The following is a 22285-nucleotide window of genomic DNA, read 5'->3' on the forward strand; positions in this document are numbered from 1 at the left end:
CCTCGCCGACCCGGGTATCGAAGCCCTCGCTGAAATTTGCCACTTCCGCATCCAGGCTGACAGTCCGCGAAAGCCGCTTCAGCAGCGACGCCTGCGCGCCCGGCGTGGCATACAGCAGGTTTTCCCCGACCGAACCGGAAAACAGGCGACTTTCCTGGGGCACCATGGCAACCCGCAGGCGGTGTGCTTCACCATCCAGCATTGCCAGATCCTGTCCTCCAATCAACACCTGTCCCGCCGGTACCGGATAAAGTCCCGCCAACAGGTGCAGCAGCGTGCTTTTTCCACAGCCGGTCGGTCCTGCTATACCGATCAGACTGCCGGCCGGAACCTCCAGGCTCAGCCCCCGCAGAACCGGCTTTTGATTATATCCGAAACACAGGTTTTTCAGAGAGACGGATGGCGGCCGGGCGGCAGCGACCACCGGCTGGCCCCCGAAGGCGGGGAGCTGCCCAGAATCTCGCCAAGGCGCTCGGCACTGGCGGCACCACGCTGTACCAGCCCCAGAATCCAGCCAAGCATCAAGGTCGGCATGGCGAGCTGCGCCAGATAAGCATTGAAAGCCACCAACTCGCCCAGCGACATACGATGGGCTATGACCTGCCGGCCGCCAAGATAAAAAATCGCCATTGTGCTCAACGGGGCTATCAAGGCCATGCTGGGCCCAAGAGCGCTGCGCAGTCGTGCAAGGCTGAGGCTGGCATCCAGATAATCGTTATTGTGCCCATCGAATCGGTCGGCGCGCAGGGCCTGCAAGCCGCTGCTGCGGATCACGGCTTGCCCGCTGATGCCTTCTTCCAGAGCTTCGCTGACCTGCCCCAGGCCCATCTGGACCCGTGCCGAGGCGGTCTGCAGACGCGTCGAAAGATAGCGGGTCAGCAGCAGCAACAACGGGTACGGCAGCAAAGCCGCCAGTGTCAGAGGTGCAGACATGCGCAGCAAAACGACAAGGGTCATGCCATATACAGCCAGAGTGTTGACGAAGATCATCAGCCCGAACCCTGCGAGGGTCCGCAAGTTGTTGATATCGTTGGTGAACCTCGATAAAAGATCTCCGGTTCGAAAGCGATCGAAAAAAGACCCGTTCTGCGCAAGCAAACGATTCAGAAGATCGTGACGCAGAGCGTTTTCCAGACGACAGGCGGCATGCAGAAACGGATACCGGGACCAGCTGCGCGTCACAAAGCGCACCAGCGCCGCCCCTGCCAGCAGCCCGCCGACAGTGGTCAATTGCCCGTATCGAGCCATCTGCACGCTGTCGATCCCCTCCTTGATCAGCCAGGGGATCAACAAGCCAAGCAAATCCGTCAGCAGCAGCCAGACAAGACCCGAAAGCAGCAGCGCCCGGTAGGTTTTCAGATAAGGCAGCAAAAACAGCAGGCGGCGCATGCAGGCCTCCTCTCGAAAAAATCGGCTCAGCGGAATCAGGGACACCGCGCCAGACGCAACCGCAGCCGCTGCAGCAGCAGATCGGCAGCGAGGCCGTTGAAGGCTCCGGTTACCACGGCCAGCATCAGCAGCGGCGGAAAAAGACGCCACACGCCCGGATGCCGCAGCAGCCAGGCGGCCATCAGCAACTGACCGAGAATATGCCCGGCGGCCCCCAGAACTGAAATGCCAACCGTGCCCAGCCGCCCGCCGGCGAGCATGTGCGCCAGGGTCATCATGGCGGTTGCCGCCACGCCACCACTTAACGCCAGAAAAAAGGTCGGCGACAGCAGCGTCCCGAGGAGCAGCCCGCCAAGACAGATTCGGGTCAGCGCCACCAGCCATGCGGCACGGCCCCCATACAGAAACAGGGCGCACAGTGTCAGGATATTAGCCAAACCAGGCCGCAACCAGGGCACCGGGGAGGGAAGCAAAAACTCAAAGGCATGGATGGCGATGGCCAACGCACTGAACAGTGCCAGAAGAGCCTCGCGACGGGCCCGCAGACGGTCAATGGCTGAGGAAATCATAAGGCTCCGGGACCGACACCGGACCTGCGACCCGGATCACAAGCCCGTTGGGCAGACAGGCCAGCATCTCGCCAGCCCGGCGGATGGCCTTGTGGTGCTGGCAGAGATGCCGCGGACAGGAAGATTTTTCAACCCGGACCCAACCGTTCTCGATGCTGATCACCGTTGGGCCCAAAGGCCCGTCCAGACTAACCTCGCGCCGGCAGTGGAGCGGGGCCCTGAACAGCACACGCCCCTGCCGTTCGACGATCACCATTGCGCCGTCGGCGTGCGGCATGAGCAACCAGGAGGCCAGGGCGGTGATCAGGAGGACGGCTACGACCAGACAATCCCAGAGGGTGAAGCATTTCCGGGCCATCACGGCCAGACCACCTGACTGCGCAAGCCGCGACTGACATGAACAACTCCCGCGGCGTCGACGACCAGCCCGCCGGTTCGGGAATAACGCTCGAGCAGCGCCAGCCCGGCATCCGGCCCCATAACGAATACTGCCGTCGCCAGGGCATCGGCCAGAGCGGCTTCCGGCGAAACGACGGTAACGCTGCGGCAGCGATTGGCGGGCATGCCCGTGGCCGGATCGAACAGATGGTGGTAACGCACCCCGCCCTGTTCAAAAAACCGCTCGTAATCCCCGGAGGTGACTACTGCCAAAGGTTCGGCAAGAACCAGGGTGGCCAGCAGCGCATCGCTGTGCCGGGGATGACGAATGGCGATGCGCCAGGGAACAGCGCGACGACCGATGAGCCGCAGATCGCCGCCGGCATTAATGGCGGCACAGCGCACACCTGCCCGCTGCAGCAGCGCCGCCGCACGGTCTATGATATAGCCCTTGGCGATACCGCCCAGATCGATCCGGGCATTGGTATGCTTGAGGACACGCCCCTGTTCGATGGACAGGGCCTCGCTGCCGCTTCCCTGCAAAGCCTCCCTGATATCCTCCGGAGCCGGCCGCCGCGGATGCGGCGAGCCAAACCCCCACAGCGCCTTGAGCCGTCCCAGCGTCATATCGAAGGCGCCATCGCTGGCTCTGGATATTTTTAATCCCTGCTTCAGGATTTCAAGAACTTCCGGTGCGGCAGCAAAAGTGCCTGTGGTCGAGGACAGGCGCGTCACATCGCTTTGGGGCTGGTGAAAACTGGTCAGACTTTCAATGCGGGCCATTTCCTGGAAAGCGGCATCGACGCTGTCGGCAAACCGCTGCGGCCGTTCATCGTAGATTGTGATCTCCACCACCGTTCCGAGCAACAGGCGGGTTCGGCTTAAGGGATGTTGTTCCCTGTTTTGCACCACATGCCAGAAGGCGGCGGCGACGCCAATCCACAAAACACCAATGACCAGCAGGCGCCAGGGCGACAAGGCTTGTCCTCCGAAACAGGAACAGGTCAGGTTGACAGTGGCGGGAACTCGTCGACGATCTCCCCGATGAGATCGTATTCGGACGAATCGGTAATGCGCAGCGGCACGATCTGCCCGATATCGGCCTGCCCGGCGGTAATATAGACCTGGCCATCGACATCGGGAGCCTGCCGGACGCTGCGGCCGCTGAGCAGCAGGTCGGTCTCTTCGCTGTACCCTTCAACCAGGACCGGCTCGATGCGTCCGACCAGAGCCCGGTTGCGCCGGAAAGAGACCCTTTGCTGCGCCTTCATCAGTTTATTGTAGCGGCTCTGTTTGACCCGCTCGGGCACCTGGCCCGGCAGTGCCGCCGCCGGGGTCCCTTCTTCGCGGGAGTAGCGGAACACCCCGACCCGGTCGAAATACCCCTCCTCGACAAACGCCAGCAACTTGGCAAACTCGGCCTCCGTCTCACCGGGAAATCCGACGATAAAGGAGGTGCGCAGGGTCAGGTCAGGGATGCGCCGGCGCATACGCGCGACCAGGTCGCGGATGGCGTCTTCCCCGACCCGGCGATTCATGCTCGCCAACACACGATCGTCGATATGCTGCAATGGCACATCGAAGTAGCTGCAGATCTTGTCTTCCGTCGCCACCAGTTCGATAAGCCCGTCGGTGATACCGTCCGGATATGCATACAACAGCCGCAGCCAGTGCAGCTCGGGAATCGTTACCAGCTCACGTAACAGACCCTCCAGGTGCGCACCGTCATGACGATCGGCGCCGAAAGCGGTGATATCCTGGGCTATGAGATTGATTTCCTGCACCCCGGACGCAACCAGCCTCTGCACTTCCGCCTTTACCGAAGCGATGGAGCGAGAGCGCAGCGGACCGCGCAGTTGCGGGATAATGCAGTAGGAACAGAGATTGTTGCAACCTTCGGCGATTTTCACATAGGCCGAATAGAACGGAGAAGACGCAACCCGGGGCGTGGCATGGTCATAAAGGTATTGCGGCAGCCCTACCGACTGGCGGACCGCTTCCCCGCGATCGTGTGCCTCGATAAACTCAAGAATGCGTGGCACTTCGCCGGTGCCGAGCAGGATATCGACCTCCGGCATTTCCACGGCCAGTTCCTCGGGATAACGCTGCGACAGGCAGCCCGTAACGATCAGCAGGCTGCAACGCCCCGATTTCTTGCATTCGATGGCTTCCAGCAGGGTTTCCACCGACTCTTCCTTGGCGTCGCTGATGAAACCGCAGGTATTGACGATGATGATGTCGGCCTCGGCCTCGTCGGTGACGATTTCGAAACGGTCCGGCGGCAGATGCCCCAGCATCACCTCGGCATCCACCAGATTTTTCGGACAGCCAAGGCTGATCATACTGACTTTGCGTTTTTTCACAATTTTTGATTCCTTCAGGTCCGGCGCCTTGTGCCGGATCAGGAGCGCATATTCACGAACTGCAATTCGATGCCAAGATCCCGCCCTTTGAGAAGCTGCATGACTTCCTGCAGATCATCGATTTTTTTGCCCGAGACCCGCACCTGGTCCTCCATGATCTGGGCCTGGACCTTGAGTTTGCTGTCTTTGACAAGCTTGATGATTTCCTTGCCTTTTTCCTTGGAAACGCCCTGTATGATCGAGACCCTCTGCCGCACCGCGCCGCCGGAAGCCGGCTCCTTCTTGCCGAAATCGAGGCATTTGGCTGAAACGTTGCGCCGGGCCAGCTTGCCCTTGAGCACGTCGATTACGGCCTCCAGTTTGTAATCATCCGCACCCAGCATAACAATGGCCTCGTTGTCCAGATCGATTTCATTGTGCGTGCCCTTGAAATCGTAGCGCTGGGCAATTTCCTTGCGTGTCTGGTTGACGGCATTGTCGATCTCCTGCATGTCGACTTTGGAAACAATATCAAAACTCGGCATGTTTTGTCCCTTCTTGCAGAAAATTCTTGGATGATCAATGGCTTATATCACAGCCCGGATGGCAGGAAAAGAAATTAGTGATTTCCCGAGCCGAAGGGAGGCCAACACCGGCGCCCCCGCCATAGAAACCTGGAACACCATTCACTCCCCCTTTGCGGGCCGCTCGATGTCATGGCTCGAAGGCTGTGCCCTTGCCGGGCCGTATGATTTCCGTGCCAGGTGGCGGACTGAACCGGTATAAGGAAGGTGCCGGGGATCGGTTGAGAGAGACCTCGCTGAAACGCACGGTGGTGCGGTTGTCGCCGGTGCCGAAAAGGGTTGCCGTCAGCAGCGGATAGCCCGTTTTGCCGGCCACCACGTTTTTATCCACCTCCACCGCCAGCTTCTCGATATACGCGGACGGTTGCCGCGGTTGCAGAACCAGCCGGAAATGCCCCTCCGGGCTTTTCCGTGGGGAACCCCAGCTTATGGTGAACTGGCGGGACAGATTGCCCAGATCGGTAAGGAAAGCCAGCGGATTGTCCTCTCCGGCCTGTGCGCCTGCCGGCACGGGAGACTCGATAACCTGCCGGTTTTCGGGAACATAAACCCAGAGCGTACGGCCATCGGAAACGATCAGTTGCGGATCCGGTTGCAGGTATTCCCAACGAAAACGAGCCACTGGCGTCTGCTGGTCGGCGAAGCTCACCACCACCCGTCCGCTGGCGGTCTGCAATTGATCCAGGGATCCCAGATAGGCTTCCTGGGTGAAGCGGGCCTGAAAATCCCGAATGCGGTTCTGCCGGGTTGTCGGCTGAAACGGCTTCTGCAATGCGGCAACAACGGTCTCCAGGCTGGTCTGCGCGGCCTGAGCGCAGGGTGCGACCAGCCCGATCAGTGCCAACAGGAACGCCATTGGCGCCAGAAAGTTCAGATGCATGATGTCTCTCCTTGAAAAACTACCCCGTGTTGGCTCGACAGCAGGCTGCCTGGGTCGAGCAAAAATATTACACGACCATCCCCCAGAATGGTGGAACCGGTCAATCCCGGGACGCAATCCAGCGGGAAAAGCAATGGTTTGACGTAGACCTCCTTCTGCCCGATGATCGTGTCCACCGCAAGACCGGCATGCCCGCCTCTTAATTCGCAGACGACCGTCGATGCGCAAGGCTTCGAGGCCGGGGAAAGCCCCAGCAATCCGGCGAGAGGAAAAACCGGCAGTTGCCGCGGCCCCAGGTCGGCGACATATCCTCCATTGGCGGGATGCAAAGCCTGTCGTGGCACCTCCATGGTTTTTTCAATCCACATCAGCGGCAAGCCCAGCGTCCTCCCTGCCGATTCCACCAAAAGAACCGGTAAAATGGCAACGGTCAGCGGCAGGATGAAGCGAAAGCTGGCTCCCTCGCCCGGTCCGGAAAGAATTTCGAGCGAACCGCCGAGCTTGTCGACGGTATGACGAACCACATCCATGCCAATGCCACGACCGGAGGTTTCGGTAATGGCCGCAGAGGTCGTGAAGCCCGGCAGGCAGAGGACTTTGAGCATCTGGTCGGCGTCCAGCTTCGCTTCCCGGGATGGCGGCAGCAGACCTTCCTGGCGGGCACGACGAACCAGCTCCGTCATATCGAAGCCGCGCCCGTCGTCACTGACATCAAGGGTTATCCGGTCATGGTCGCGACGCGCCGCGATGGTGATGGTGCCGCTGTCTTCAATCCCGTGATCCACAGCATTGCGAACCATGTGCAGCAGCGGTTCGGATAGGGCTTCCAGAATAGCCCGGTCCAGCCGCACTTCGGTGCCGATCAGGTTGAGGCGGATTTTTTTTCCCGTGACGCGGCACGATTCCCTGACCTGCCGGAAAAGCGGCGCTGTGATCGTTTCCAGCGGCACCATGCGCGCATCAAGCACCTGCCGGCGCAACACGGCAAGCAAATGGTCGAGTTGCTGGCAGCTGCCTTCAATCGCCTCCGGCTGCCCGAGGCGCAGCGCCTCTTGCAGTCGGTGACGCACTGTCAGAAGCTCTCCGCTCAGTCCTGCCAAGCGGTCCAGCACCTGGGTCGCGATGCGCACCGTGCTCTCGCCGACACCCTGTTGCAGGGACAAGGCCGGCATCGATATCGATTTCGTGCTATCTGTTATTCGCAGATTCTCATGGATCTTTCGGCAGCGGCGCTCAATCTGTTCCCGGTCAACAACCCCACGCAACTCAACTTCCAACTCCTGCGGCAGGATCCCCCCGGCGATGGCGTCAGGGTCGGGCCGGCAGACTTCCAGGTTTCCCAGCCGCATCAACTCGTTGAGCAACAAAAGCCATTGACAGCAGCTGGCGCCCGGCATGCGGATCACCAGTGCATGAAGGGTCGCCCCACGCGAACCATCGCCGTCGGTGCCATCGGCGGCATCCGGCTTGCCGGCCGCCGCGTCGGTCAGCTTACCGTCGAGATAATCGAGCCCCCGGTACAACTGTCCAAGAGCCTCCTTTGGCAGACTGTCTGAACGGCGCAAACGATCAAGACCATCTTCCATGACATGCGCCATGTCCGCCATGCGTCGATAACCGAGACTGGCTGCCATGCCCTTGATGGAATGCAGGCAACGAAACAGGTCATCGAGCACCTGCCGGTTTTGAGGGTCACCTGCCAGTACCGAAAGCCAGGTCCTGGCGTTGAGCAGATGCTCCTGACTTTCCGCCAGAAAAATCTGCTTGTACTCCTGCGCCATCATCGGCCCTCCCAGGCCGCCAGCGAATCGCCGAAAAAGCAACGGGTGGCGAGCAGACTCTGTTTCAGAAAATCCGTCAAGGCACCGGGGTCGATCAGGCCGGCCAGACCCCGGGAACAGATGAACATTTCAACCACCCAGGGAAGATGCAGGGCGCCCGGCATCCCAAACCCGCGCTGCGTCAGGCCATGCACCACGGTGACCGCCAGGGACAGGCGCCCCCCGTCCAACACCACGATCTGCCCCTTCTCCCCCTGGCGGGTTCCGTGCAGGCATGCCAGATCGATCACCGGCAACACCCTGTCGTGCCGGCCAACCGCCCCCAGCACCCATGACGGCGCCCGCGGCACCGGATATACCGGCCGGGGATCGAGAACCTCTGCTACATCCTTCACAGCAAGGCCGAACAGCGATGATCCCGATGTCAGAAGCAGAGTCTGATTCATTCCTGTTCCCGCGAAAGTCCAAGCTGGAAACGGCTGACCCGCCCTTGCAGGTCTTCGGCCAGAGCATGAAGGCTTCGGGCCGACAGAGCCAGATTCTCCATGGCGGCCGACTGTTGTTCGCTGGCTGCCGAGGCTTCCTCGCTGGCGGCGGCATTTTCCGTAACCACGCGTGCGATCTCTTCGACGACATCGGCCGTTTTTCCAACTTCTTCGACCTGCTTCCGGGAAAGCATGCTGATGGCCTCCGCCCGCTCCCCGGCAAGCTTGGCCGTGGTGACAATCTCTTCAAACGCCTGGCCTGTCCGACGTACGGCAGAGCGACCCGCGCCCATGTCCGCCACATGTTCTTTCAGATCTGCCTGGATACGGACGCTTTCGTCCTGTAATACTTCGATCATGGCCATAATATCCGCCATGGCCCGTTCCGACGAATCGGCCAGTTTGCAGATTTCCTCGGCAACTACGGTGAAGCCCCGGCCGTGCTCTCCGGCACGCGCCGCTTCAATGGATGCATTGAGCGCCAGAAGATTGGTTTTTTGAGAAAGACCGGTTATGAGATCGGCCACCTTTCCAATCTTCTGCACCCGGGCGCTAAAGGACAGCATCTGCTGGCCGTGCTGCTCCACACCGTCAAAAACCTGCCCGAGCTTGCCCATGGCGACATTCACCACCTGGCCGCCACGTTCCGCCGTGTGCATGGTTTCATTCGCGGCACCGGCCGCTGCCCGGGCGGCATCGGCAACCTGCTCGACCGTCAGGGTCATGTGCCGGAAGTGATCGGAGGCTTGTTCCACCATGGCCGACTGGGTTTCCGCTCCGCGGCTTATCATTTCCACGGCACCGTTCACCTCATGGGCCGAAGCCATGACTTGCTGGGACATGGCGGCAAGGCCCTGCGCTTCTTCGGCGACCCTCAAGGAAGAAGAACGGATATAGCCAACCAGCTCCCGCAAGTTGACCGTCACCAGATTGAGGGACTCGGCCAGTTCCGCTGTTTCGTCGGGCAGCAGATTGCTGGGCAGACACACCGTCTGGGAAAGATCGCCTCCACTGATGCGCCCTGCCGCTGTTTTAAGAACGAGAATATTGGCCGTGAATGCTTTTGAAAAAATCCACCCGAGCAACAGGCCGACCAGCAGGGCACAGGCTGTCGAAAGAGCCTGTTCCATATAATGCGGCACCAGCCCTGCCGCCGGAACCAGATAGTTCAGAGCCACGATCGAGGCGACCACGATGATGAACCCCATGATGAATTTGTAGGTAATTTCAACTCTCATCGACCAGCTCCTTTGACGCGGGCGAGTGGCGGGCCACCTGGCCGGGCGGCTTGAAACGTCCTGATTGTTTTCGGTTTCGGGCAAGGATCGTTCCAGCCGGCCGGTGGCTGCTGCTAGGACGTTACCGGCGGCTTTAAGGTTTACGACCCGTTTCCGAAAAAGGCGCCGGTCAGCCCCCGGCAAAATGATTGAAACCTCGGCGATCGGCCGCCCGCACCTCCCCGGCAGCATTGCGCAGGCACAACCCTTCGCCAGCCGGAATTATGGTGCCGATTCGGGTAATCGGCACCGCCAGTTGATTGGCCAGAGCCTGCAAGGCACCCTCCTGTTCCGGCTGCGCGGCAAACAGCAGCTCATAATCTTCGCCACCGCTCAGGGCGAGCGGCAAGAGCTGCGGTTCCAACGCCAGGGCAGACTGGAAAGGCCCGGAAAGAGGCAGGCAGGATTCTTCCAGCATGGCACCGACATTCGACGCCTTCAGAATATGCCCAAGGTCGGCAAGCAGGCCATCGGACACATCGATCATGGCGCGGGCCAGACCGTTTTCCGACAGAGCTTTCCCCAGGGCAACGCGGGCCACGGGATCGTGATGTCGGGAGGCAAGCCAGGGGTCGAGCGGTTGGCCGGCGGTATGCCGATGCAAAGCCAGGGCACTGTCTCCCAGGGTGCCGGAGACGTATATGGCCTGTCCCGGCGCAGCACCGGCACGGCGTACCTCCCGGCCTGCCGCAACCGCGCCTTCGGCGGTCACGCTGATCAGCAGCGGTCCCGGGGAGCGGCAGGTATCGCCGCCAACCAGGCAGGCTCCGTATTCCGCGGCGGCCTCAAGAAAACCATCCATGAACAATTGCAGTTCTTCCACCGGGAAGTCAGCCGGAACCCCGAGGCCAAGGTAGAGATGGCGCGGCCGACCACCCATAGCCGCGATATCGCTGACGTTGACCGACACACTTTTGCGGCCCAGACGACGGCTGTCGGTCCAGCAACGCTGGAAATGGATTCCCTCGATGAGCAGATCCTTGCTGGTCAGAAGACGCTCGCCACGAGGCAATTCAAGAACCGCACAATCGTCGCCGATGCCGTGACAGACCCCCTCGCCGGTTACTGCAGCGGCACGGATACGTTCAATGAAACCGAACTCGCCAAGCTCCGAAAGTCTCATGCCCTTTCCTCCAGGGCCGCCGCCAGGACATCCTCCACCCGGTCGGCAAAAACCAGCCGCAGCTTGCGCTTCATCGCCGCGGGCACATCCGCCAGATCCTTCTGGTTGCGCCGTGGCAGCACCACGACCTGCATGCCGGCCCGCACTGCGGCCAGAAGCTTCTCCTTGACCCCGCCGACGGGCAACACCTGGCCACGCAGAGTGATTTCTCCGGTCATGGCCACCTCACGATTGACCGGTCGCCGGGAGAGAATCGAAACCAGCGCGGTAAGCATCGTGACGCCGGCGCTCGGGCCATCCTTCGGGATGGCACCGGCCGGAACATGAACGTGCACATCGATCTTGTGGTGAAAATCGGGATCGATGCCGTATTGCTCGGCATGGGCCCGGGCATAGCTGAGGGCGGCCTGGGCGCTTTCCTTCATAACCGTGCCAAGTTGACCGGTCAGATGCAGTTGGCCGCTACCGGGCATGGCGCTGGCCTCGACATGCAGAATCTGACCGCCAACTTCGGTCCAGGCCAGTCCGGTAGCCACGCCTGTCTCGTGGCAACCCAGCTTGTCCTCGTCAGCAAACCGGGGCGGACCAAGATAGGTGGCCACCGTGGCGCCGCTCACCCGCACCGGGCGCGAATTACCCTCGGCCCGTCGTCGCGCGATTTTGCGGCAGATACTGCCGATTTCCCGTTCCAGGTTTCGCAAGCCGGCCTCGGCGGTATATTCGGTTATCACGCGATGCAGAGCGTTGTTTGAAAAATCAAGATCGCCCGTTTGTAAACCGTTGGCCTCCAACTGTCTGGGAATCAGGTAGCGTCGGGCTATGGCAAGTTTCTGCTCGGCACTGTAACCGGCCAGGCGTATCACTTCCAGGCGATCCCTGAGCGCTGAAGGGACGCTGTCGAGAACGTTGGCCGTGGCGATAAACAGAACCTTGGAAAGATCAAAGGGCAAATGGATGTAATGGTCGGAAAAAGCATGATTCTGCTCGGGATCGAGCAATTCCAGCAACGCCGAGGACGGGTCGCCACGGAAATCGGCGCCGCCGACCTTATCCAGTTCATCCAGCATGAAAACCGGGTTGTTGCTGCCGGCCTGCTTCATTGCCTGAATGATACGCCCGGGCAGGGCGCCCACATAGGTGCGCCGATGGCCGCGAATCTCCGCCTCATCGCGCAATCCGCCGAGGGAAACGCGCACAAATTTGCGACCCAGGGCGCGGGCTATCGATTTACCGAGGCTGGTCTTTCCGACCCCCGGCGGGCCGACAAAACACAGCACCGGGCCTTTCAGTTTCTTTTTGAGCTTGCACACCGCCAGAAATTCCAGAATACGTTCCTTGACCTTTTCCAGATCGTAGTGATCCTCGTCAAGAATGACGCGGGACCCGGCCAGATCGATGCTGTCACGGGTTCCGGTCTGCCAGGGAAGTTCGGCCAGCCATTCCAGGTAGGTGCGCAGCATGGAATACTCGGCCGCTTCGACCGGCATGGTTTCCAGGCGCTGCAGCTGTTTGCGGGCCTCCTTGCCGACATCGGCGGGCAATCGCGCCTTGTCGAGCTGGGCCCGCAGTTCCAGCAGGTCCTCCGCTTTGGCATCGGCTTCGCCGAGTTCGGCCTGAATCGCCCGCAGCTGCTCGCGCAGGAAAAATTCCCGCTGGGAACGGCCCATCTCGTCACGGGCCTGGCTCTGGATGCGGTGCTGGGTGGTTACCAGCTCCAGTTCCCGGACCAGAAGATCGTTGACCCGCTGCAGCCGACTCGACGCTCCGGTTTCTTCCAGCAACTGCTGTGCGATCGCGACCTTGAGCCCGAGATTGCTGGCCACCACGTCAGCCAGGCTGCCGGGATCCTCGATATTTTCCGCGGCAACCAGCATATCGTTGGGAAAGGTGCGGCCCAGACCCTGCAATTCGGTCAGCTGTTCGCGAACGCTGCGCATCAGGGCCTCGACCTCAAGGTCCGCTGCCGCTGCGACCGGCTCTTCCAGCGTTTCGATGGTCACGGTAAAGCAGGGCGAGTCGGCCAGATAGTCGACAATTCGCGCCTTGGCAAGACCCTGAACGAGAATCTTGCTGCGTCCATCGGGCAGCTTGAAAGATCGCATGATCAAGGCCAGGCTGCCGATGGAATAAATATCGTCAGCGGTGGGATCTTCCTGCCCGAGTTCCTTCTGGGCGGCAAGCATGATCATGCGATCCCCGGCCAAAGCCTGTTCGACAGCGGCAAGCGACTGACTGCGGCCGATAAACAGGGGCAGAATCATATGTGGAAAAACGACGGCGTCCCGCACTGGCAGCAAAGGCACCCGGGCAGGAATATCAAAATCTCGAATGGGCTGTTGCAAGGTTTTCTCCTTGGGCGATTCCAGGGTTGGCAAAAAGGCGGAGAAGTCGCGGCGAGAAAACCGCATCGCCGTAATGTGGAGGATTCATCATGGAGCACCCTTGGTGATTGACACCGGCAGCGCTGTCAGTTGTGCACCATGAAGCGGAAAGGGCTTTCCCCCTCGATATGGCCATTTTTACCGAAACGACGCTCGATAAGACTGACATGGCCGTCGTACGTGATTGCCAACACAGTGGAACAACGCGTTCCGTAATCGGGCAAATGCACAAAAATAGCGCCAAGAGCCCGTTCCATATAACCGGGCAGGCCGGTTTCCGGCAAGGCCTCGGCCGGGGGTAAATGTCGGTCGGCCAACACTTTCCATAGCTGTCCGGGATCAAAATCCGGTCGCGCCAAAAGCTTCTTTACCCGGTTTTTGGCCCGTTCCAGCTTGGGCCAGGGGGTATCCAGATGGTGATTGCTGAGCCCATAACAACCCGGAGCCAAAACCTGAAGGCCACCATCATCATTGGAAAAACAGGCCAGCGTGCGACTGTCTCCAGCCAGCAGGTTGAACCCGGCGTAACGGTGGGCCTGTGCGGCTATGCGTTCCAGGTAGTTCCGCGGCGCCTCGTCGCCCCGCAGATAGCCACTCACCAGAAGGCCGCGGGACGGCGCAGCGGAAACGGACCGCGAACCGCGCACGTTGGTCAGGGCCGCCCAGCGTCCCTGACTGGTCACCCCGAGCCAGGTGCCTCCGCCCTGCAGATCGCGCCCGGCCAGCACCTGCGGGGCATCGGACCAGAATGCGGCGGCGGCCGTCGGCCGCCGATAATATTCGTCCCGGTTGGCCGCGAGCACCAGGGCATAGTCGGGGTGCGCTCTGTGCGCCACGACGATCAGGCACATCTGCCACACGCTTCCGGCAGCGGTCGGCGTGCCACGACACCGGCAAGGCTTCCGCCTCGATGGGCCTGGTCGATTCCCTCCTCGTGCATCAGTATCTGCCAGCCATCGAGCAATTTCGGCAATTCTCCGGGATCGAGAGCAAAAGCCGGATTCCCCGGCCCCCCGGGGAACGCCCCCGCGCGGCTGAAAGTGCGCACGATCATAAATCCGCCCGGACGCACCAGTCGCCGCAGTTCGGGCAACAGGGAGCGCTGCAGATAAAAGAACTGCATAACGACATCAAACGGCGGCAAATCCAGGATGGGGCAGTCTTCCATATTCTGCTGCAACGTATCGATATGCAGGCCGCGCCGCCGCGCCTCGGCATCGACCTGCGCCAGGGCCTCGGCGGAGGCATCGACCGCTGTCACCCGATACCCTCGCATGGCCAAATACAGCGCATTGCGCCCGCGCCCGCAGGCCAGATCAAGCACCCGACCGGCCGGCGGCAACAGGTGCAGGCTCCGCACAAGCCAGGGGTCGGGATTACGTTCGCTGTGGGCCCGTTCCCGCCAGATTTGATTCCAGTCATTGGCCATATCCGGTTTTGAACGCCTCAAAATTAAGTATTTTTGCCAGGTCGGGCAATCCGCGCTGCGCCATCAGGTTCCGGCTAGCCGTTTTGCTGCAGCCACTCCATATAAAGCGCCACACCCTGTTCCACGGTACGAAAGCACCCATCGTAACCGGCCGCGCGCAGGCGGCTCAGATCCGCTTCGGTAAAACTCTGGTAGTGCCCCTTGAGATGCTCGGGAAACGGCACATACTGCAGTTCGCCGTGGTTGTGTGCCTTCAGTACCGCATGCGCGACATCGTTGAAGGTCTGGCTGCGGCCGGTACCGACGTTGTAAATCCCGGAGACTTCAGGATGATCGAGGAACCAGAGGTTGACATCCACAACGTCCCCCACATAAACGAAATCCCGGCGCTGCTCCCCGTCGCCGAAGCCGTCGCAGCCTTCGAACAACCTGACACGGCCATCCTTTTGCAGCTGATTGCGCAAATGAAAAGCAACGCTGGCCATACTCCCTTTGTGCTGCTCGCGGGGGCCGTAGACGTTGAAATAGCGGAAACCCGACACCTGACTGCGGGCCTGCGGAAGAAAACGCCGCACGTACTGGTCAAACAGCGCCTTGGAATAGCCATACACGTTGAGCGGCCGCTCGAACTGAGGTTCCTCGCGAAACACCTGCCCACCCCCATAGGTTGCCGCGCTGGAGGCATACAGAAAAGGAATGCGCCGCTCCAGGCAATAGTGCAGCAGCGCCTTGGAATAGGCATAGTTGGTCTGCATCATGTAGCGGCCATCCCACTCGGTGGTGGTGGAACAGGCGCCCTGATGAATGATGGCATCGACGCGCTCGCCGAAGACCTCTTTGGAGGAGATGCGGGTCAGAAATTCATCCTTGTCCAGATAGTCATGCAACCGCGCATCAGCAAGATTGGCAAACTTGGTGCCGTCGGTCAGGTCGTCGACAACCAGCAGGTCGTCGCGCCCCCGCGCATTGAGAGCCTGAACAATGTTGCTGCCAATAAAACCGGCGCCGCCGGTGACAATGATCATAGATATTTTCTCCTTGTCCAGTGTTTGTGCCGCACTGCGGACGTCGGCAGATCGCCCGGCATTTTCGTCTTCTAGCATGGGGTCGACGACGGTGCAAGCAAAAGCGGCCGGATCAGGCCGGAACCGGTGTAAGGGGGCTGCCTTCCGCGGCCGGTGGCGTCAGAAAATCCGCCAGTACGCGCATGACATCCTCGGTACAGCCTCTGGCCACCGGCACTTCGGGGAGCGACCGCAAAAACATCCGCCCATAGCCCTTGTTGACCACGCGGCTGTCAAGAATGAGGACCACGCCGCGGTCCGCACGATGACGGATCAAGCGGCCGAAGCCCTGCTTGAATTTAATCACGGCCTGCGGCACGGTATATCCCATGAATGGATCACCGCCCGCCGCCGCAATCGCTTCGGCTCGGGCTTCCTGCACCGGCTCGGTGGGCACCTTGAACGGCAGGCGTGTAATGATGACCTGTTCCAGGGCGCGCCCGGGCACATCGACACCTTCCCAGAAGGAGTCGGTGCCGAACAGTACGCTGGACGGATCCCCGGCAAAGGTTTTAAGCAGGCGATGGCGGTTTTCCTCCCCCTGGCGCAGACAGTGAATGCCCCGTGCCTGCAGCACTGGCGCCAACTCGCCATGCACCTGCCGCAGCAGGCCGTAAGCCGTGAAAAGCACGAAGCTGCGGCCATCGGCTGCCACCACCGCGCGTTCCGTCAAGTCGCGTACCATGCCCGGATAACCGGTGCGGCCCGGCTCCGGAACGTCGTCCGGCACCACGACCAGAGCCTGGCGCGCAAAATCGAAGGGGAATGAAGCAGCAATTCCCGCACCCGGCCCGCCGCCACACGGTCGAGCCCGATGCGGTTTTCAAGATAGTCGAAAGTATGTCCGACTGCCAGGGTGGCACTGGTCAGCACCACGCTGCGAAACCGGTCATAAAGGCCAGTCTTGAGCTGCCCGGCAACCTCAAGCGGGGCGGCGCATAAGCGGGTGATGAGGCCGCGACCGCGGCCGATGCGACCCTCGGCCACCTCGAACCAGGCACAGGTGTGGTCGTCGCAGGCGATGAAAAATCGCAGGTCGGCGGCCATGGCATGCAAACGGTCGGCAACGCCGCCCAGGTCGGTCAGAGGCGAAATCAGCTTGTCCGCCACTGCCTCGGGCAGGGTCTCGCTGTCTTTCAACAGACCGTCAAGCTTCCGGGCCAGGTCTCCGGTGGCGGCGGCCAGCTCCCGCAGGCGATCAACCGCCGAAGGCCAGAATTCGCCGGTCCTGAGTTCCGGCACCACGCGCTGGCGCAGTTCTTCGTGGCCAATTCCGCCGCCAAAGGTCGCGACCAGATCGAGCCCAACCCCTTCGAGAACCTGGAGCGCACGTTCGTATAGAGCATGGCAGTCTCCGGAAAGAGTCTCCACCATTTCGTAAAAACGCCGATAAACCGCATCCTCGGTATCCGGAAGCTCCCGGGCCAGCTGATGCATGAACCGTGGCAGCAAACCCTTGTCCGGTTTTCGAAAGTGCCGTAATTTTCCCAGAACCCGCGCAAAACCGAAACGGGTTACCTGACAGGCGAAATAGTGGGTCGCCACATCTTCGAGATGGTGCGCCTCATCGATAACGATGCGATCAAATGGCGGCAACACGGCAGCGGCGCTGTAATTGTCAGTCTGCTGGCGCAGGGCCAGATCGGACAGCAGCAGGGCGTGATTGACCACCAGAAGATCGGCCCCGGCAGCCTGGCGACGGGCCCGATGGAAAAAGCAGTTTCCGTATTGATGGCAGCGCACCCGCGCGCACTGGTCGGCCTCGCAACGCACTTCTTCCCACACCTCGGCGCGCGGCTGAAAGGACAGTTCCTCACGGGATCCTTCATGGGTGGCAGCCGCCCATTCGAGAATCGCGGCAAATTCCGCATTCGATTCGCTGTCGAACAGCCCCGGTTCCAGCCGCGCGGTTTCAGCCCGTCGGCGGCACAGGTAGTTGTTCCGGCCCTTGACCAGCACGGCACGAAACTTCAGCCCGGTAGCCCGCTGCAGAAAGGGCAGGTCCTTGCGGATCAGCTGCTCCTGAAGATTGATGGTGTTGGTCGACACCACCACCCGTTCTTCATTGTCCAGCGCCCAGAGTATGGCTGGCACAAGGTAGGCCAGACTTTTGCCGGTGCCGGTGCCGGCCTCGATAACCGCCAACTGATCACGATTGAACGCCTCGGCGACGGCAAAGGCCATGCGCAGCTGTTCCGGCCGCTCCTCGTAACCGGACAGGGTTGCGGCCACCACCCCGCCTGGACCAAGCAGCGCGGCAATACTTTCCGGCGCCAGGTGCTTGAGCTGACGCGGCGCAAAGGGTTCCACCACCTTATACACATGTTCCACAGGGTTATCCACAACCAGGAAACCAACTCCGAGCGCCCCCAGTCGCGAAGCGATTTCCAGATCGGCCAGGGATGGTTCCAGATTTCCGGAGGGATGGTTGTGGATAACGACTTCACCATAATCGCAGTCCTGAATAACGGCAGGCACGGCATCGGCGTTGCCCCGCGCAAGCACCCGAACCTTTTCAATCCGCAGTTCCGCATCGGTGACCCCACGAAAAAAGACTTCCCGCCCACCGGCTTCGGAGATGGCCTGGCGCATGGTTTCAACAACATCGGATGTAAAGGTCTTCAGCATACTCTGCTCTCCCAGGTCAACTGCTGGCCATTATAGGAAAGTAGCTGCGAAAAAGAAAGTCCGACCCAGGTTGAAAACCGGCGGCTTCAAGACCGTGCGGTCGTTGACAGGCCGTTCGGGAATGATACATTGCTAACATGTTTTCATCGGCAAACATAAACATCCTTGAACCAAAGCCGGCAACCATCGATGCAGACCGAGGAGGACAACCATGTATCTTTCCCTGTGCAGAACCGATAACAACACGGCCAGCCTGGTATTGCGAATCGTTCTGGGATGCGTCTTTTTTCCTCACGGCGCCCAGAAAGCCCTGGGTTGGTTCGGTGGTCATGGCATGGATGCAACGATAGGTTTCTTGACAGCCACCTTCGGCATTCCCGTGCTGCTGGCGTACCTGGTGATTGCCGCCGAATTTCTTGGCGCCATGGCATTGTTGATCGGTTTTTTGACCCGCTTCGCGGCCTTCGGCCTGTTTGCTGTCATGACCGGCGCCCTCTGGCTGGTTCACTGGCAGAACGGGTTTTTCATGAACTGGAGCGGTAACCAGCCAGGGGAAGGGATTGAATACCATCTGCTGGTCATGGGCATGACCCTGGCCTTGATGATCCGCGGCGGCGGCCGGGCCTCCATTGACCAATTATTGAGCCGCTGAAACGAAACCAGGCGGGCGTGATGCCAGGCCCCCCAAAACAGAAGATGAGGGACTTCACCGACAGCGAACAGCTTGACCCGCAGGCTTATGTTTTTTAGGATCGAGAGTCTGAACGCGAAAAGCACGACGCTTTATCCAGACTTTTTCGAGAGGCACGCGCATGTACAGCAAACTCGTCATGGAACACTTCAATCAACCACGCAACGTCGGTTATCTGGATAATCCCAGTGTTGCCATCCAGTATGGCGACCCGGCCTGCGGAGACTGTCTTCTGGTGTTCCTGAAAATCGAACAGGGGATCATCACCGACATGAAATATAAGGTGATGGGCTGCGCCGCGGCGATTGCTACCGCCTCCATCACCAGTGAAATGAGCATCGGCCTCACCGTGGAACAAGCCCTGGAACTGACCGAAAAAGATGTCGTCATTGCCCTGGGTGGGCTTCCTCCACAAAAAGTGCACTGCTCCAACCTGGCGGTAGGCGCCCTCAAGGCGGCCCTGAGGGTCTACCTCGCCGGCGACAGGGAACCCGAGGCCGTCATCAACGCCGGGCACGACGCAAAGGGTCCCTCAAACCAGGGAGACTGAGGCTGAAAAAACCCTGCAGCCTACCCCTTGATAACCGCGAGCGGCCGCAGTCTGGCAACAATGCGGCCGATGCCGGCCTGCTGCACCACCTCCACCACCTCCGTGACATCCTTATAGGCTTCGGATATCTCCTCGGCCACGGTACCGCGCCCGGCAGCCCGCAAAACAATGCCACGGGCGGCAAGCTCCTCCTCGATGCGACGCCCCGATGCCAATTTTTTTGCGGCATGCCGCGACAGTAACCTTCCGGCACCGTGGCAAGTGGAGCCGAATGTCTCTTCAAAACCGGCAGCGGTGCCGACCAGCACATAGGAATAGCGCCCCATGTCACCGGGGATCAGAACCGGCTGGCCGATGGCGCGATAACATGCCGGAACGTCGGGATGCCCCGGCGGAAAGGCCCGCGTAGCACCTTTGCGGTGCACGCACAGTCGGCGCGGGACACCGGCAACGATATGTTGCTCGTATTTGGCGATATTGTGGCAAACATCATAAATCACCGACAGACCCATGGCGGCTGCACTTTGATGCAGTACCTGCTCGAAGGATTCGCGCACCCAGGCGGTTATCAGTTGCCGGTTGGCAAACGCAAAATTCGCCGCGCAGGCCATGGCGGCGAGATACTGGCGGCCCTCCGGACTGTTCAGCGGCGCGCAGCACAGCTGCCGATCTGGCAGGGAAATGCCGTATCTGGCTGCGGCCCGCAGCATAATGCGCAAATAATCGTCGCAGACCTGATAACCGAGTCCGCGACTGCCGGTGTGGATAGTGACCGTCACCTGCCCTGGGAACAGGCCGAGTACATCGGCCAGACGTGGTTCGCGAATCTCGTCCACCATCTGGATTTCCAGAAAATGGTTGCCGCTGCCAAGCGTCCCGAGCTGGTCGCGGCCCCGCTCCAGAGCCCGCTCCGAAAGCAGGTCAGGATCGGCTCCGGCAAGACATCCGCCGTCCTCGATGTGCTGCAGATCCAGTTCGTTGCCCATGCCTTGGGCTACCGCCCAGCGCGCCCCCTGCTGCAGCACCTTGCGCTCTTGCGCCAAGGTCAACCTGAGATCCCGCCGATGCGAGCCGACCCCGGAGGGCACATTGCGAAACAGCGCATCGGCCAGTTGCTGCAGACAGGAACGCAATTCCTGCGCCTGGAGATTTGACCGCAGCAAACGTACCCCGCAGTTGATGTCGTAACCGACCCCGCCGGGCGAAACGATGCCTTCATCGGCATCGAAGGCCGCCACGCCACCAATGGGAAAGCCGTATCCCCAGTGAATGTCGGGCATGGCCAGTGATGGCCCCACAATACCGGGCAAGGTCGCCACATTGCGCACCTGCTCCAGAGCCTGCTCTTTTTGCAGGGCGGCCATCATGGCACGGTTGGCGAAAACCAGGCCATCAGTGCGCATGGCACCTTCCCTCGGTAGGCGCCAGCGACAAGCATCGAGCTGTTGCACCTTGACTGTCATGGCGATTACCTTCGAAAGATTATAAATCGAGATAGACACGCGCCCGCCACTGGCCGTGGCGATGTGTCACCAGCAGGTGGTGATAAGTGACCGCTTTGATCTCCCGTTCCGGATTGGCGGCCAGGGGAACAACCCTGAGGCGCATCTCCAAAGCCCCTGCATGAATACGGACCACAGCCATATCCAGCGGCCACAGGCCTCTTGCCTGTATCATGAACAGCAACTCATTCAGCCAAACGACAAGAAGTTCCTCCATGTCGCCGGCTGTCACTTCAATGGTCCGTTCCTGAACGTCTCCAAAAGCCCGCCCCTGGCCTGCCAGAATGGAGAGCAAGGCCTTTGCGGCCTGCACAAAGAGTTCGTCGCAGGTGGGAGCAACCGCTTCGATCCCCATGTCGGCCGTGTGCTCCAAAAGCCGAAAGGCGGCCCTGCCGCCTTTCTTGGTGTGCTGTCCGCAATTTGCACACGGAATGTGTCGCGCCTTTTGTTGAAAATTCATGGACTCACCCCTGATACCCTCTGGCAACAACCGCTCGATGCCAAGCATAAACTTCAACCTGCGAGGCCTGGCGCTTTTTCAGGGGTAATGGCAAACCTGCGTGGGTCGAATTCCTGAAAAACCACCGTGAATCGAACCTTCAGAATGCCTTCATTTTTCACGCTGCCAGCTAACACGGCAAATGGCGTGATCGTCCGTCCAGACAACCTTCAGATCTCCCTGGTGCGCTTTATTCAGAGCGCGACCGAGGTGTTCGGCAAGTTTCTCCTCGGTCGTTTCGATCACCAGCTCGTCACCTTCGCGATCCATGCGAATGATCCGCTCCAGGGGGTTCTTTGCCATGGCCTTGGCTTCTTCGTTTCTGAGTATATTGCGGATCTCCGCTTCGTGTGCCCACAGATAGGAGCCGCCCAGGGTCACATATCCTTCGGCATACCCGTCCTTGATTTTCCGACAAGCCGGGCACAACTGCCTGGCCACTTTCGCATCCCTGGCCAGCGCTTCGTAGGCCTGCGCGTCGAGATACCAGCGTTTATGGCGATAAACAGCCTGACACCCCGGACAGAGAGTCGGCTCCGGCAAGCCTTCGGCCTGAACATAGGGGTCGGAACTGGTTTCGCAGCGACCGCGTTTGTCACCGATGCCAAACTTTCCGGATTCTTTTCGCATAGACTAACCCCTTTCCAAGAATTGTTAAGGTCGCCCTACAATTGAGTATAGCATCCGGATGGGGCTTGTGGGAAAAGAGAGCGTTTGGATTTTCCGGCAGGGA

General features: G+C 60.4%; 22 protein-coding genes and 1 pseudogene. 2 read left to right on the forward strand and 21 right to left on the reverse strand.

Going from position 1 to position 22285, the window contains the following annotated elements; all coding sequences use genetic code 11:
- Positions 1–19: 19 nt before the first annotated feature.
- The 18 genes and pseudogenes from A6070_RS16605 to A6070_RS00410 form a co-directional block, all read right to left on the reverse strand.
- A pseudogene (locus tag A6070_RS16605) lies at positions 20–424 on the reverse strand (ABC transporter ATP-binding protein); the annotation flags it as partial.
- Positions 388–1389 carry an ABC transporter transmembrane domain-containing protein gene (locus A6070_RS15025; protein WP_083568931.1) on the reverse strand — a complete coding sequence of 334 codons (1002 nt, stop codon included), beginning with the start codon at positions 1387–1389 and terminating at the stop codon, positions 388–390. The pseudogene A6070_RS16605 and the gene A6070_RS15025, both read right to left, overlap by 37 nt.
- Positions 1390–1424: 35 nt before the next feature.
- On the reverse strand, positions 1425–1958 hold the full coding sequence (locus tag A6070_RS00340) for a Gx transporter family protein (protein ID WP_072286541.1): 534 nt from the start codon (positions 1956–1958) through the stop codon (positions 1425–1427).
- On the reverse strand, positions 1939–2316 hold the full coding sequence (locus tag A6070_RS00345) for a NusG domain II-containing protein (protein ID WP_072286542.1): 378 nt from the start codon (positions 2314–2316) through the stop codon (positions 1939–1941). The genes A6070_RS00340 and A6070_RS00345 overlap by 20 nt, the downstream gene beginning before the upstream one ends.
- Positions 2316–3314, reverse strand: a complete 999-nt coding sequence (locus A6070_RS00350; RefSeq protein ID WP_072286543.1) for an FAD:protein FMN transferase — start codon at positions 3312–3314, stop codon at positions 2316–2318. Before A6070_RS00350 ends, A6070_RS00345 begins: the two co-directional genes overlap by 1 nt.
- A gap of 26 nt (positions 3315–3340) precedes the next feature.
- Positions 3341–4678, reverse strand: a complete 1338-nt coding sequence (gene rimO / locus A6070_RS00355; protein ID WP_072288055.1) for a 30S ribosomal protein S12 methylthiotransferase RimO — start codon at positions 4676–4678, stop codon at positions 3341–3343.
- A gap of 59 nt (positions 4679–4737) precedes the next feature.
- The gene (locus A6070_RS00360) at positions 4738–5223 is read right to left on the reverse strand and encodes a YajQ family cyclic di-GMP-binding protein (RefSeq protein ID WP_072286544.1); all 486 of its coding nucleotides are present in this window, start codon (positions 5221–5223) and stop codon (positions 4738–4740) included.
- A gap of 169 nt (positions 5224–5392) precedes the next feature.
- Positions 5393–6142 carry a LolA family protein gene (locus A6070_RS00365; RefSeq protein WP_072286545.1) on the reverse strand — a complete coding sequence of 250 codons (750 nt, stop codon included), beginning with the start codon at positions 6140–6142 and terminating at the stop codon, positions 5393–5395.
- A complete protein-coding gene (locus A6070_RS00370) occupies positions 6133–7926 on the reverse strand; it encodes a chemotaxis protein CheA (RefSeq protein WP_072286546.1) in 1794 nt (597 codons plus the stop codon). The genes A6070_RS00365 and A6070_RS00370 overlap by 10 nt, the downstream gene beginning before the upstream one ends.
- On the reverse strand, positions 7923–8369 hold the full coding sequence (locus A6070_RS00375) for a chemotaxis protein CheW (RefSeq protein ID WP_072286547.1): 447 nt from the start codon (positions 8367–8369) through the stop codon (positions 7923–7925). Before A6070_RS00375 ends, A6070_RS00370 begins: the two co-directional genes overlap by 4 nt.
- Complete coding sequence (locus A6070_RS00380; RefSeq protein WP_072286548.1) at positions 8366–9646, reverse strand: methyl-accepting chemotaxis protein; 1281 nt, start codon at positions 9644–9646, stop codon at positions 8366–8368. Before A6070_RS00380 ends, A6070_RS00375 begins: the two co-directional genes overlap by 4 nt.
- 169 nt (positions 9647–9815) lie before the next feature.
- A complete protein-coding gene (gene thiL / locus A6070_RS00385; protein ID WP_072286549.1) occupies positions 9816–10808 on the reverse strand; it encodes a thiamine-phosphate kinase in 993 nt (330 codons plus the stop codon).
- Positions 10805–13174 carry an endopeptidase La gene (lon, locus tag A6070_RS00390; RefSeq protein WP_407058548.1) on the reverse strand — a complete coding sequence of 790 codons (2370 nt, stop codon included), beginning with the start codon at positions 13172–13174 and terminating at the stop codon, positions 10805–10807. The genes thiL and lon overlap by 4 nt, the downstream gene beginning before the upstream one ends.
- Before the next feature lie 101 nt (positions 13175–13275).
- A complete protein-coding gene (locus A6070_RS00395; protein WP_072286550.1) occupies positions 13276–14040 on the reverse strand; it encodes an NRDE family protein in 765 nt (254 codons plus the stop codon).
- The gene (locus tag A6070_RS00400; protein ID WP_072286551.1) at positions 14031–14618 is read right to left on the reverse strand and encodes a class I SAM-dependent methyltransferase; all 588 of its coding nucleotides are present in this window, start codon (positions 14616–14618) and stop codon (positions 14031–14033) included. Before A6070_RS00400 ends, A6070_RS00395 begins: the two co-directional genes overlap by 10 nt.
- Before the next feature lie 74 nt (positions 14619–14692).
- Positions 14693–15643 (reverse strand): ADP-glyceromanno-heptose 6-epimerase, encoded by a 951-nt coding sequence (rfaD, locus tag A6070_RS00405; RefSeq protein ID WP_072286552.1) that lies wholly within the window; start codon positions 15641–15643, stop codon positions 14693–14695.
- 112 nt (positions 15644–15755) lie between these two features.
- Positions 15756–16367 carry an ATP-dependent DNA helicase gene (locus A6070_RS16380; protein WP_330220589.1) on the reverse strand — a complete coding sequence of 204 codons (612 nt, stop codon included), beginning with the start codon at positions 16365–16367 and terminating at the stop codon, positions 15756–15758.
- Positions 16352–18310 (reverse strand): DEAD/DEAH box helicase, encoded by a 1959-nt coding sequence (locus A6070_RS00410; RefSeq protein WP_330220590.1) that lies wholly within the window; start codon positions 18308–18310, stop codon positions 16352–16354. The genes A6070_RS16380 and A6070_RS00410 overlap by 16 nt, the downstream gene beginning before the upstream one ends.
- Before the next feature lie 211 nt (positions 18311–18521).
- On the opposite strand from A6070_RS00410, the gene A6070_RS00415 reads away from it, so the two are divergent.
- A complete protein-coding gene (locus A6070_RS00415; RefSeq protein WP_072286554.1) occupies positions 18522–18962 on the forward strand; it encodes a DoxX family protein in 441 nt (146 codons plus the stop codon).
- Between the two features lie 160 nt (positions 18963–19122).
- The gene (locus tag A6070_RS00420; protein ID WP_072286555.1) at positions 19123–19551 is read left to right on the forward strand and encodes an iron-sulfur cluster assembly scaffold protein; all 429 of its coding nucleotides are present in this window, start codon (positions 19123–19125) and stop codon (positions 19549–19551) included.
- A 20-nt stretch (positions 19552–19571) separates the two neighbouring features.
- Here the strand turns inward: A6070_RS00420 and A6070_RS00425 are convergent, their stop codons facing one another.
- From A6070_RS00425 to A6070_RS00435, 3 genes are all read right to left on the reverse strand, one after another.
- Positions 19572–21014, reverse strand: a complete 1443-nt coding sequence (locus tag A6070_RS00425) for an RtcB family protein (protein WP_072286556.1) — start codon at positions 21012–21014, stop codon at positions 19572–19574.
- A gap of 19 nt (positions 21015–21033) precedes the next feature.
- Positions 21034–21561, reverse strand: a complete 528-nt coding sequence (locus tag A6070_RS00430; protein ID WP_083568932.1) for an archease — start codon at positions 21559–21561, stop codon at positions 21034–21036.
- 102 nt (positions 21562–21663) lie between these two features.
- Positions 21664–22182: a BCAM0308 family protein gene (locus tag A6070_RS00435; protein ID WP_072286557.1), complete on the reverse strand. Its 519-nt coding sequence runs from the start codon at positions 22180–22182 to the stop codon at positions 21664–21666.
- Between the last annotated feature and the right edge of the window lie 103 nt (positions 22183–22285).

Source organism: Syntrophotalea acetylenica, assembly GCF_001888165.1.
In the GTDB taxonomy this organism is placed as follows: Bacteria; Desulfobacterota; Desulfuromonadia; order Desulfuromonadales; family Syntrophotaleaceae; genus Syntrophotalea; species Syntrophotalea acetylenica.